This is a genomic window from Enterobacter sp. BNK-14 (assembly GCF_047456095.1).
Taxonomy (GTDB): Bacteria; Pseudomonadota; Gammaproteobacteria; order Enterobacterales; family Enterobacteriaceae; genus Enterobacter; species Enterobacter kobei.
The window spans coordinates 2,167,885-2,180,583 of the sequence record NZ_CP179897.1 but is presented as its reverse complement, the minus strand read 5'-3'; the positions used below and the strand labels follow the sequence as shown (position 1 = coordinate 2,180,583).

11 protein-coding genes are annotated in these 12,699 nt (G+C 55.8%); 3 read left to right on the top strand and 8 right to left on the bottom strand.

Translation table 11 applies throughout. From position 1 onward, the window contains the following. Nucleotides 1–70 precede the first annotated feature (70 nt). From mzrA to ACMGGM_RS10360, 4 genes are all read right to left on the bottom strand, one after another. A complete protein-coding gene (gene mzrA, locus ACMGGM_RS10375; protein ID WP_014885327.1) occupies nt 71–454 on the bottom strand; it encodes an EnvZ/OmpR regulon moderator MzrA in 384 nt (127 codons plus the stop codon). A gap of 2 nt (nt 455–456) precedes the next feature. Beyond that, nucleotides 457–1,119, bottom strand: coding sequence for a DedA family general envelope maintenance protein YqjA (yqjA, locus tag ACMGGM_RS10370; RefSeq protein ID WP_014885326.1), 663 nt, complete (start codon nt 1,117–1,119; stop codon nt 457–459). Between the two features lie 343 nt (nt 1,120–1,462). Continuing rightward, complete coding sequence (gene exuR / locus ACMGGM_RS10365; protein WP_014885325.1) at nt 1,463–2,239, bottom strand: transcriptional regulator ExuR; 777 nt, start codon at nt 2,237–2,239, stop codon at nt 1,463–1,465. A 190-nt stretch (nt 2,240–2,429) separates the two neighbouring features. Continuing rightward, entirely contained in the window at nt 2,430–3,728 is a 1,299-nt protein-coding gene (locus tag ACMGGM_RS10360) for an MFS transporter (RefSeq protein ID WP_023331362.1), read from the bottom strand. A 474-nt stretch (nt 3,729–4,202) separates the two neighbouring features. Here ACMGGM_RS10360 and uxaC point away from each other — a divergent pair, with 474 nt between their 5' ends. Both uxaC and ACMGGM_RS10350 read left to right on the top strand, forming a co-directional pair. Further along, nucleotides 4,203–5,615, top strand: a complete 1,413-nt coding sequence (gene uxaC / locus ACMGGM_RS10355) for a glucuronate isomerase (RefSeq protein ID WP_014885323.1) — start codon at nt 4,203–4,205, stop codon at nt 5,613–5,615. Nucleotides 5,616–5,632: 17 nt separating this feature from the next. Beyond that, nucleotides 5,633–7,120 carry a UxaA family hydrolase gene (locus ACMGGM_RS10350; RefSeq protein ID WP_023337835.1) on the top strand — a complete coding sequence of 496 codons (1,488 nt, stop codon included), beginning with the start codon at nt 5,633–5,635 and terminating at the stop codon, nt 7,118–7,120. A 93-nt stretch (nt 7,121–7,213) separates the two neighbouring features. On the opposite strand, the gene sstT is transcribed toward ACMGGM_RS10350, so the two are convergent. The 4 genes from sstT to ACMGGM_RS10330 form a co-directional block, all read right to left on the bottom strand. Beyond that, on the bottom strand, nt 7,214–8,455 hold the full coding sequence (sstT, locus tag ACMGGM_RS10345; protein ID WP_023331360.1) for a serine/threonine transporter SstT: 1,242 nt from the start codon (nt 8,453–8,455) through the stop codon (nt 7,214–7,216). Nucleotides 8,456–8,666: 211 nt separating this feature from the next. Further along, the gene (locus ACMGGM_RS10340; protein WP_023331359.1) at nt 8,667–9,632 is read right to left on the bottom strand and encodes a TerC family protein; all 966 of its coding nucleotides are present in this window, start codon (nt 9,630–9,632) and stop codon (nt 8,667–8,669) included. A gap of 252 nt (nt 9,633–9,884) precedes the next feature. Continuing rightward, nucleotides 9,885–10,883: a Gfo/Idh/MocA family protein gene (locus ACMGGM_RS10335; protein ID WP_014885319.1), complete on the bottom strand. Its 999-nt coding sequence runs from the start codon at nt 10,881–10,883 to the stop codon at nt 9,885–9,887. A gap of 70 nt (nt 10,884–10,953) precedes the next feature. After that, nucleotides 10,954–11,457, bottom strand: a complete 504-nt coding sequence (locus tag ACMGGM_RS10330; RefSeq protein ID WP_014885318.1) for a YgjP-like metallopeptidase domain-containing protein — start codon at nt 11,455–11,457, stop codon at nt 10,954–10,956. An 83-nt stretch (nt 11,458–11,540) separates the two neighbouring features. On the opposite strand from ACMGGM_RS10330, the gene rlmG reads away from it, so the two are divergent. Beyond that, on the top strand, nt 11,541–12,677 hold the full coding sequence (rlmG, locus tag ACMGGM_RS10325) for a 23S rRNA (guanine(1835)-N(2))-methyltransferase RlmG (RefSeq protein WP_014885317.1): 1,137 nt from the start codon (nt 11,541–11,543) through the stop codon (nt 12,675–12,677). Nucleotides 12,678–12,699 lie beyond the last annotated feature (22 nt).

The window sequence follows — 12,699 nt, the reverse complement described above, 5'->3', positions numbered from 1 at the left end:
CGCGTACTTAAGCATAGTAAGTAAACGGGGGATTCACCAAAGTGAGTGAAAAGATTCGGAATCCTGGTAATTATCCAAACCGATGCGACGTATCGCGAATCAATGACAGCCACGCCGCTGGCTGGTTGTCATCTTCCTGCTGGGCAATGATATACCCACGCGGCAGCGTACGGTCAAGAACCGCTTTCGCCGCGGCGCTCTGCGTGCGGGAGTCAAACTTGATCAGTAGCACATCGTCTTTCGGCGTAATGCTTTTAAAGCGGATCCCGTTCGCGTCCAGATGATGCCAGACAGAGAAACCGTCGGGCACGCTGGCGCCCTGATTAACCGGACGAATGGCCAGCGTAGATTCCTCATGTGAAAGCGCGCTCCAGGCCAGCAGAAGGGCGCAGAGGAACATCAGTACAATGAATGCACAGGCAGAACGGCGCAGGGCGAGGGGAGAGATAACCATCGTTAACCTCGCGCTCCGTACTTTTTCTTCCACAGAACGACCAGCGAGCCAATCAGGCCGAAGACCAGCAGAACCACTGGAAGCAGCATCAGACAAGACATCAGCTGATCTTCATATTTCATGAAGACCGGCGTTTTACCCAGCGCATAGCCCAGCGTCGTCAGGATCAGCACCCACAGCAGGCCGCTCATCCAGTTAAAGAACTGGAAGCGCGTGCTGCTCAACCCGGACAGCCCGGCAATGGTGGGCAGCAGGGTGCGCACAAAGGCAATAAAGCGGCCCATCAGCAGTGCGGAAAGCCCGTGCTTATGGAAAAGGTGATGCGCCCGCTGGTGGTAATGCGCCGGCAGATGAGAAAGCCAGTTCTGTACGATCCGGGTATTGCCCAGCCACCTTCCCTGGATATAACTTACCCAGCAGCCGAGGCTGGCCGCGATGGTCAGTAATAAAACGGTTTGCGGGAATGCCATTGCCCCTTTGGCACACAGCACACCGACAAGCACCAGCAAACTGTCACCCGGTAAGAAGGCCGCAGGCAGCAAACCATTCTCCAGGAACAGGATCATAAATAAGACAAAATAGAGCATGCCAATCATGGAAGGGTTGGCCAGCGTTTCAAAATCCTGCGCCCAGAGGGCTTGCAGTAGTTGAGTCAAAAGTTCCATTCAGTGTTCCTGGAAATCGGTTAACGTCACGCCTGTTAGCCGGGACAAACAGTACGGCGACATTGTTGTGATTTCATTATGGTCGCTCGCGGACACATTGCGGTGTGGCCAACACTGTTCCCTGTTAATTGGCTGGTTAGCAAGCACTAACTTACAAAATAACGAAGTGAATCCAATTGTAACAAAGCCCAACGTTCTGCGTCACAGAATTTGCAGGGTGAGGTGATTTTGGCGTAAGCCCTGGAAGTGAGCGAGGGGATTTACAAAGGCTGACACTATATATGTTTTGCTTACCCACTTAAGCCGGAAGGCGCAGCGAAGCGCCTGCCAGCAGAAAGGTCATCTATTTTGCGGCACTGGGTGCCGTATCAAGATGAACCACTGGATTATCAGCAAAAAGATAGCGGTCTGCGTTAAATTCGAAGTCGTCGCTGGTTTCATTGAACAGCATCTGCTTGGTATTTTCCAGATGTTGCCACATCGCCAGTTTTGCCGCGTGAGGATCTTTACGAATCAGCGCCTTAAGGATTTGATCATGATCGTCACACCAGTTGTCGACGGTGCGGGAATCGATATGATCGTGCAGTTTTTTCCAGTAAGGGTTGTGAACGCGCTGAGTCCACATTTTCTCAACGATTGCCGCCAGCGCCGTATTCTGGGTTGCCAGCGCAACCTGGACGTGAAACTGCAGGTCCCACTCAGAATCCCGGAAACATTTTTCTTTGCGGGCGTTCTCCTGGATTTCCATTAACTTCATGATGTCCTGCTTGGTCACCTGCGTCGCGGCAAATTCGGCAATATTGCTTTCGATTAACTGGCGAGCCTGGAGCAGCTCAAACGGACCATAGCTGGCGAATTCCAGACTTTCATCCGTTACCGGAGAGTGTTTAGGCTGATTGGAAATCACATGAATACCGGAGCCTTTGCGGACCTCAACATAGCCTTCCACTTCCAGCATGATAATGGCTTCACGCACGACGGTACGGCTCACGCTTTTTTCATCGGCAATGAAACGCTCGGCGGGAAGTTTATCACCGACAAGATAGACGCCTTGCTCGATGCGATCTTTCAGCTCCGCAGCAAGTTGTTGATATAAACGACGTGGTTCGGTGATGTCCATATGCGCTCCAGGCAGGGTACGGCAGATGATTTGTTATACCACTTCTGCGTGCCACTCTCCAGATTTTGACATGAAAAAAGCCGCTACGGAGCGGCCTTTAAATGCCGGGTGGCGCTGCGCTTACCCGGCCTACGGTTTCGTTGGGTGTTGTAGGCCGGGTAAGGCGAAGCCGCCACCCGGCACAGCGATGCTAACTCTGCGTGGCCGGTTTCCCGAGCGTCTCTTTCTGCAGCTCCTCGGCGGATTTGTTTTTCAGTACCGTCCAGATCACTACCGCACCCATCAGGTCGAAGACGGCCAGCACGGCGAACAGCGGGCTAAAGCCGATGGTGTCTGCCAGGGCACCCACTACCAGCGCAAACAGCGTACTTGCAGTCCATGCCGCCATCCCGGTCAGGCCGTTAGCGGTGGCGACTTCGTTACGGCCGAAGACGTCAGACGAGAGCGTAATCAGCGCGCCGGAAAGTGACTGGTGAGCAAAACCGCCAACGCACAGCAGCGCGATAGCCACGTAAGGGCTGGTGAACAGGCCAATCATCCCCGGTCCAATCATCAGCAGTGCGCCCATGGTCACGACCATTTTACGGGAGACAATCAGGTTCACACCAAACCAGCGCTGGAACAGCGGAGGAAGATAGCCACCCACGATACAGCCCAGATCGGCGAACAGCATCGGCATCCAGGCGAACATCGCGATCTCTTTCAGGTTAAAGCCGTAGACCTTAAACATGAACAGCGGGATCCACGCGTTGAACGTCCCCCAGGCAGGCTCAGCGAGGAAGCGCGGCAGGGCGATACCCCAGAACTGACGGGTGCCCAGGATCTGCCAGACGGACAGTTTCTTGCCGTTGTTGACCTGATGCTGCGCTTCCTGACCGCCAATAATGTATTCGCGTTCTTCTTCGGAGAGTTTTTTCTGGTCGCGCGGATGCTTGTAGAAAATCAGCCACGCCATTGCCCATGCGAAGCTCAGCACGCCTGAGATAATGAACGCCAGCTGCCAGCTGTGCATCACGATAGCCCACACCACCAGCGGCGGTGCAATCATCGCGCCAATCGACGACCCCACGTTGAAGTATCCGACAGCAATGGAACGCTCTTTCGCCGGGAACCATTCGGAGCTGGCTTTCAGCCCTGCCGGGATCATTGCCGCTTCGGCGGCACCTACTGCACCACGCGCCAGCGCGAGCCCGCCCCAGCTGCCTGCCAGCGCCGTTGCGCCACAGAAAATGGCCCAGGTGACGGCGAAGAAGGCATAGCCGATTTTGGTGCCTAAAATATCCAGAACATAGCCAGCAACCGGCTGCATAATGGTATAAGCCGCGGAGTAGGCCGCAATGATGTAGGAATATTGCTGGGTTGAAATGTGCAGCTCTTCCATTAGCGTAGGCGCCGCCGCCGCTATGGTGTTACGCGTCAGGTAGCCCAGCACGGTGCCCAGCGTCACCAGTGCGATCATATACCAACGTAACCCTTTAATTTTACGCATCTAAAACCTCATCGTTATGTTATTTCCGTGCCAGAGCACGGCAACCTCTCAACCGTTTCCGGGAGCAGCTGTGTAACGGGAGGGGCGTAGCCGGAAGGTGTTTCCGGAACGGCCCGAACTTTGCCATCAGTAAGCGTCTTTCAGTCGGTATCCGTACCGTTAAATCCGATGTTTCACACCGGCAATGCATTCCGTCGGCTTATGGTTTGCGACGGCGAAAAGATAACTTGTCATACAACTTTAAAAGGTGAGTGACATCACAAATGTATGATTATTTGTGTGGGCATTCTGCTTTGCGGATGAAGCCAGTACTGGCGCGGGGTGGAGAAGAGTTTACGTGATTCAGGGGGATTTATTTGTTGGCGTTTATTGATCTTACTCACGAAAAAAACGTCTGCTGATGGAAATTGGTGTGATAACTTTGCAGCATATGAACATACGCTTTCTGACGCTCCCGTAATGAGGATGACGATAATGACGCCGTTTATGACTGACGATTTTCTGCTAGATACCGAATTTGCTCGCCGTCTGTACCATGACTATGCCAAAGACCAGCCGATTTTCGACTACCACTGCCACTTGCCGCCGCAGCAGGTTGCCGAAAATTACCGTTTCAAAAACCTGTATGACATCTGGCTGAAGGGTGACCACTATAAATGGCGTGCGATGCGCACCAACGGTGTGGCTGAGCGCCTGTGTACCGGCGACGCCAGCGACCGCGAGAAGTTTGACGCCTGGGCCGCGACCGTTCCACACACGATCGGCAACCCGCTCTTTCACTGGACCCATCTGGAACTGCGCCGTCCGTTTGGCATCACCGGCAAACTGCTTTCACCTGCCACTGCGGATGAAATCTGGGACCAGTGCAACGAACTGCTGGCGCAGGATAACTTCTCCGCACGCGGTATCATGAAGCAGATGAACGTGAAGATGGTGGGTACCACCGACGATCCCATTGACTCCCTGGAACATCACGCTGTCGTGGCGAAAGATACCTCTTTCGATATTAAAGTGTTGCCAAGCTGGCGCCCGGACAAAGCTTTCAACATCGAACAGGCCACCTTCAACGATTACATGGCGAAGCTAGCCGAGGTGTCCGATACCGATATCCGCCGTTTCGCCGATCTGCAAACCGCGCTGACCAAACGTCTGGATCACTTTGCGGCACATGGCTGTAAAGTCTCTGACCATGCGCTGGACGTGGTGCTGTTTGCGGACGCCAGCGAAGCCGAGCTGGACAGCATTCTGGCGCGTCGTCTCTCGGGTGAAACGCTTAACGAGCACGACGTGGCGCAGTTTAAAACGGCGGTGCTGGTGTTCCTCGGTGCGGAATACGCCCGTCGCGGCTGGGTACAGCAGTACCACATCGGCGCGCTGCGCAACAACAACCAGCGTCAGTTCAAACTGCTCGGTGCTGACGTGGGCTTCGACTCCATCAACGATCGCCCGCTGGCGGAAGAGTTATCTAAACTGCTGAGCAAACAGAACGAACAAAACCTGCTGCCCAAAACCATCCTGTACTGCCTGAACCCGCGCGATAACGAAGTGCTGGGCACCATGATTGGCAACTTCCAGGGCGAAGGGATGCCGGGCAAGATGCAGTTCGGTTCCGGCTGGTGGTTCAACGACCAGAAAGATGGCATGGAGCGTCAGATGACGCAGCTGGCACAGCTTGGCCTGCTGAGCCGCTTTGTCGGCATGCTGACTGACAGCCGCAGCTTCCTGTCCTATACGCGCCATGAATATTTCCGCCGCATTTTGTGCCAGATGATTGGCCGTTGGGTTCACGCAGGCGAAGCGCCAGCCGATATCCAGCTGCTGGGCGACATGGTGAAAAACATCTGCTTTAACAATGCGCGTGACTACTTCGCCATTGAACTGAACTAAGGCTGTCTGAGGTTGATATGCAATACATCAAAATCCATTCGCTGGATAACGTTGCCGTCGCGCTGGCAGATTTAACCGAAGGGACGGAAGTGACCTTCAACAACCAGTCGGTGACGTTACGCCAGGCCGTTGGGCGTGGACACAAGTTTGCCCTGATCCCCATTGCGAAAGGGGAGAACGTGGTGAAGTACGGCTTGCCCATCGGTCATGCACTGGCGGATATTGCGCCGGGTGAATATATTCATTCCCACAACACCCGCACAAATCTGAGCGATCTTGACGAGTACAGCTATCAACCTGATTTTCAGTCGGAAGAAGAGCAGGCGGCGGATCGGGACGTGCAGATCTACCGTCGTGCGAACGGTGAGGTGGGGATCCGCAACGAGCTGTGGATCCTTCCAACCGTCGGCTGCGTGAACGGCATCGCACGCCAGATCCAGACGCGTTTTCTGAAAGAGACACACGATGCCGAGGGTACCGACGGCGTACATCTCTTCAGCCATACCTACGGCTGTTCGCAGCTCGGCGACGACCATATCAACACCCGCACCATGCTGCAAAACATGGTGCGCCACCCTAACGCGGGAGCGGTGCTGGTGATTGGCCTCGGCTGTGAAAACAACCAGGTCGATGCCTTCCGCGACACGCTGGGCGAATTTGACCCGGCGCGCGTTCATTTTATGGTGTGTCAGCACCAGGATGACGAAGTGGAGGCGGGCGTGGAACATCTGCACCAGCTGTACGAGGTGATGCGTCACGATAAACGCCAGCCGGGCAAGCTAAGCGAGCTGAAGTTTGGTCTGGAGTGCGGCGGGTCCGATGGCCTGTCCGGCATCACGGCGAACCCGATGCTGGGCCGCTTCTCGGATTACGTGATCGCTAACGGCGGCACAACGGTGCTGACCGAGGTGCCGGAAATGTTCGGCGCAGAGCGCATTCTGATGAGCCACTGCCGCGACGAAGAGACGTTTGAGAAGACCGTCACCATGGTGAACGACTTCAAACAGTACTTCATCGCCCATAATCAGCCGATTTATGAGAACCCGTCGCCGGGTAACAAAGCCGGCGGGATCACGACGCTTGAAGAGAAATCCCTCGGCTGTACCCAGAAAGCGGGGGCAAGCCAGGTCGTGGACGTCCTGCGTTACGGCGAGCGCCTGAAAACCCACGGTCTGAACCTGCTGAGCGCACCGGGTAACGATGCGGTCGCCACCAGCGCGCTGGCGGGGGCTGGCTGCCACATGGTGCTGTTCAGTACCGGTCGCGGCACGCCGTACGGTGGCTTTGTGCCGACGGTCAAAATCGCGACCAACAGCGAGCTGGCGGCGAAGAAAAAGCACTGGATTGATTTCGACGCAGGCCAGCTGATTCACGGCAAAGCGATGCCGCAGCTGCTGACGGAGTTTGTGGACGCCATCGTGGCGTTTGCCAGCGGCAGACAGACCTGCAATGAGAAGAACGATTTTCGCGAGCTGGCGATCTTTAAGAGTGGTGTGACGCTTTAGGTTGAGTGCGGGCTGGTGCCCTCACCCCGGCCCTCTCCCACGGGGAGAGGGTGAAAACATTAAAAGCGGCAACCAGAGGTTGCCGCTTTGCTGTTAACCTCGCAGAGCGTTCTTCGCTAAACGCGCGTCTTCCGCCTGACAGGCCGCTGCGGTGAACAGCACATCGGTTGAGGAGTTCAGCGCCGTTTCGCAGGAGTCCTGCAATACGCCGATGATAAAGCCGACGGCCACAACCTGCATGGCGATCTCGTTCGGGATACCGAACATGTTACATGCCAGTGGGATCAGCAGCAGCGAGCCACCCGCCACGCCGGACGCGCCACAGGCACACAGAGAAGCCACCACGCTCAGCAGCAGCGCCGTTGGTAGATCGACCGGAACACCTAAGGTATGTACCGCTGCCAGGGTCAGCACGGTGATGGTGATTGCCGCGCCCGCCATGTTCACGGTCGCACCCAGCGGGATCGACACGGAATAGGTATCGCGGTCCAGATTCAGCTTCTCCGCCAGCGCCATGTTAACCGGGATATTTGCCGCAGAGCTGCGGGTGAAGAAGGCATACACCCCGCTCTCACGTAGGCAGGTTAGCACCAGTGGATACGGGTTGCGGCGGATCTGCCAGAACACCAGCAGCGGGTTGATCACCAGCGCCACCAGCAGCATACAGCCGACCAGAACAACCAGCAGCTGCGCGTAGCCCCACAGCGCGTCGAAACCGGTGGTGGCCAGCGTGGAGGAGACCAGCCCGAAAATACCGATTGGCGCAAAACGAATCACCAGTTTCACCATAAAGGTGACGGCATTCGATAAATCGTTGACCAGATTTTTCGTGGTCTCGTTGCCGTGACGCAGCGCGAAGCCCAGACCAATCGCCCAGACCAGGATGCCGATGTAGTTCGCGTTCATCAGCGCCGTGATGGGGTTGGATACCATGCTCATCAGCAGACCGCGCAGCACTTCCACAATGCCGGACGGCGGTGTGATGTCACCGGCCGCGCTGGTCAGGTGCAGCGTAGACGGGAACAGGAAGCTAAATACCACGGCCGTTAAGGCAGCGGAGAAGGTTCCCAGAAGATACAGGAACAGAATAGGGCGAATGTTGGTTTTTTGTCCGTGCTGGTGGTTGGCAATGGAGGCCATGACCAGCATCAGAACCAGAACCGGTGCGACGGCCTTCAGGGCGCCAACAAAGAGGGTGCCGAGAAGCCCGGTGGCTTCTGCAGCGGGTTTTGACACCATTGCCAGCAGAATGCCCAGTACCAACCCGACGAGAATTTGTTTAACGAGGCTGCCCTGCGCCAGGCGCGCGAACAGACCGCTTGATTGTGTGCTCATACGTTATTCCTGAGTGAAATTGCGTTCCATCCTGTATGTGCTCTAAGTCACATTTATGTCCGGATGTAAGTATTTGTTTGCCTGGTTGAGTATCAGGGAAAGCAGGGCAAGGCGGAAGAGTAAAATGCTGGATTTTACGTGTTGCGTCATGTTTTTTAACTATTGGTTAACGGAAGTGCCGGGTGGCGCTGCGCTTACCCGGCAAAACGCACTAAACCTGCTGCTTCTTATCGTGCTGGCGGTTAACCCAGGTATTGATAATCAGCGTCACGATCAGAATGCCGAACACCACGCCGAGCGAGATAGCGATCGGGATATGGTAGAAATCGACGATCAGCATCTTGATACCGATGAACACGAGGATCACCGACAGGCCATACTTCAGCATCGAGAAGCGCTCTGCGGCACCTGCCAGCAGGAAGTACATGGCGCGCAGGCCAAGGATCGCGAACAGGTTAGAGGTCAGGACGATGAACGGATCTGTCGTCACCGCAAAGATGGCCGGAATGCTGTCTACGGCGAAAATCACGTCGCTCAGCTCAACCAGAATCAGCACCAGCAGTAGCGGAGTCGCAAACAGCAGACCGTTCTTGCGCACGAAGAAGTGCTCACTCTCGATCTTATCCGTCATGCGCAGGTGGCTGCGGATCCACTTGACCAGCGGCTTTTCGCCAATACCGGTTTCATCTTCCTTCGCCAGCGCCATTTTGACCCCGGTGAACAGCAGGAACGCGCCGAAGACGTACAGCAGCCATTCGAACTGGGTAATCAGCCAGCTACCGGCGAAGATCATGATCGTACGCAGGATAATCGCACCCAGCACGCCATAGACCAGCACACGGCGCTGCAGTGACGCAGGCACGGCAAAGTAACTGAACAGCATCAGCCAGACGAAGACGTTATCGACCGCGAGGGCTTTTTCAATCAGATAGCCGGTGAGGAAGGCGAGCGCCTGAGGATCGGCCACCGCACGGCCTTCGGTTGAGGCCAGGTACCACCAGAAGGCAGCACAGAAGAGCAGAGAGAGGGTGACCCATACCAGGGACCAGACGGCGGCCTGCTTTATGGACATGCCGTGCTCACCGCGACGCCCCTGCAAAAAGAGGTCGATCGCCAGCATGATGAGCACGACAACCGCGAATCCGCCCCACAACATTGGAGTGCCGACAGAATGCATACTATTTTCCTTACACATAAAAAAACAAAAACGGCTATGGTCAGAAGACGATAGCCGTTAGCTTTTTATGCATAGACCTCGCCTTCCGGCAAGGTCTCACTTACAACCACGAAGGTTGCCCGGCGACCGGATGCGATTTTGCACGCATCGTAATGACGATCCACCGGCGAAGAAGTTACTCCCCTTTGCAGGTAACAAAATATGTCAGACCATCGGTTTCGTCAATGGTCTGCGCCTTTTCATTACACAGCTTTACGCGATAGCCTCTGCGCCCACGCCGTCTGCCGGGAACACCACGCCGGTCTGACGGCGGATCTCCGTTTGCAGCTTCGCCGTGGTGCGGCTCACCGCGAGGCCCGGGTGATTCACTTCGTTGTCTTCCACGAGACGGGCGAAGACCTCTGCCTCATAGAGCATAGTGTTAATATGCTGAGGCTGCGTCAGCTCCTGCGCTTTACCGCCGCGCGGCACAAAGCTCACTTTCTGACACTCGGAGATCTTCTCAATCACCAGCGACCCGGCTTCGCCCTGAATTTCGCTCGGCAGCACAGAATCACTGACTTTAGAGTGCTGCAGCGTGACGCTGAAATCGCCGTAATCCAGCACCACGACGCCGTGCGCATCCACACCGCTTTCCAGCAGGCTGGCCGTGGCCGTGACGCCGTGCGGCTCGCCCCACAGCGCGATTGCAGAGGCCAGGCAGTAAAAACCGATATCCATAATCGAGCCGTTAGAGAAGGCCGGGTTAAAGGTATTGGGGTTCTCGCCGTCCAGATAACGCTGATAGCGCGACGAGTACTGGCAATAGTTGATGAAGGCTTTACGCACTTTGCCTATTTTCGGCAGCGACTGCTGCAATAGCAGGAAATTCGGCAGGCTGGCCGTTTTGAACGCTTCGAACAGCACCACCTGGTTTTCGCGGGCAAGCGCGATGGCGGCTTCCACTTCCTGGATATTCGACGCCAGCGGCTTCTCGCAAATCACATGCTTTTTATGGCTGAGAAACAGCTTCGTTTGGGGGAAGTGCAGGGAATTCGGGCTGGCGATATACACCGCGTCTATGGCGTCGCTTTGCGCCATCTCGTCGAGAGAGGTGAAGAGATGCTCGACGAGGTAATCATTCGCAAAACTCTGCGCCTGCTCAAGGCTGCGGGAATAGACTGCGGTGAGTTTAAGTTTGCCGGTTTCGTGGGCGGCGTCGACGAACTGGCGCGTGATCCAGTTCGTTCCAATGACTGCGAAACGTATCATAAACGTTTACGTACTCCGTAGCGGGGAACCTTTAACCACTGTAGCACGTCATCATGACAATTCGCGTGCGTTACTGCGCATTACTCTTTAACGATAAATGCGTCAGCCACAGCCGGGTATCAAACTCCAGCTGGTGGTACTGCGGCTCCATGTGGCAGCACAGGGAATAGAACGCTTTGTCGTGCTCTTTCTCTTTCAGGTGCGCCAGCTCATGGACCACGATCATCCGCAGAAAGGCTTCCGGTGCGTTACGGAAAACCGTCGCCACGCGGATCTCGGCTTTGGCTTTCAGCTTGCCGCCCTGCACGCGGGAGATAGCGGTGTGCAGGCCGAGCGCGTTTTTCAGAACGTGGATTTTGTTGTCGTACATCACCTTGTTGATCGGCGGCGCGCTCTTCAGATACCGGCTTTTTAGATCCTGCGTATACTGCCAGAGGGCTTTATCGGTCGTGAAATCGTGCGTACCGGGGTAGCGTTTTTCCAGCACCGCGCCCAGCTTCTGCTCGGCAATCAGGCTGCGAACCTGAGAAAGTAAATGCTCCGGGTAGCCCTGGAGATAAGTAAGTTGGTTCATCAACGCCCCAAATCGACAATAAAACGGGTATACTCACGCACCCTTTTCAGGGATACGCCAAATTTTACCATTCAGGAGGGCCGATGAGCCACTTAGACAACGGTTTCCGTTCACTCAACCTTAAACGTTTCCCGGAAACGGACGACGTTAACCCGCTTCAGGCGTGGGAAGCGGCGGATGAGTATCTGCTGCAGCAGTTGGATGATACCGAAATCCTCGGGCCGGTTCTGATCCTGAATGATGCATTCGGCGCGCTGGGCTGCGCCCTGGCGGAGCACAAACCTTACAGCATCGGCGATTCTTACTTAAGCGAGCTGGCGACGCGTGAAAACCTGCGCCATAACGAAATCGACGAATCCAGCGTGAAGTTCCTCGACAGCACCGCGGAGTACCCGCAGGCGCCGGGTGTAGTGCTGATCAAAGTGCCAAAAACCATGGCGCTGCTGGAGCAGCAGCTGCGCGCGCTGCGAAAAGTCGTCACGCCAGAAACCCGTATTATCGCGGGTGCCAAGGCACGCGATATCCACACGTCGACGCTGGAGCTGTTCGAGAAAGTCCTCGGTCCAACCACCACTACGCTTGCCTGGAAAAAAGCGCGCCTGATCAACTGTACTTTTAGCGCACCGGAGCTGGCCGACGCGCCAGAGACGCTGAGCTGGAAGCTGGAAGGCACCGACTGGACCATCCACAACCATGCAAACGTCTTCTCCCGTACCGGCCTGGATATCGGCGCACGCTTCTTTATGGAACATCTGCCGGAAAATCTGGAAGGGGAGATCGTCGACCTGGGCTGCGGGAACGGTGTGATTGGCCTGACGCTGCTGGCGAAAAACCCGGACGCCAGCGTGGTGTTTAGCGACGAATCGCCAATGGCGGTGGCCTCCAGCCGTCTGAACGTGGAAACTAACCTGCCAGAGGCGCTGGATCGCTGCGAGTTTATGATCAACAACGCGCTCTCCGGCGTGGAGCCGTTCCGCTTCAACGCCGTGTTCTGTAACCCGCCGTTCCATCAGAAGCATGCCCTGACGGATAACGTCGCCTGGGAGATGTTCCACCACGCGCGCCGCTGTCTGAAAATCAACGGCGAGCTGTACATCGTGGCGAACCGCCACCTGGACTACTTCCACAAGCTGAAGAAAATTTTCGGCAACTGCGTCACCATCGCGACGAACAACAAGTTTGTGGTGCTGAAGGCGGTGAAGCTGGGGCGTCGTCGTTAAGGTTGTTTTGCCTGGCGGCGCT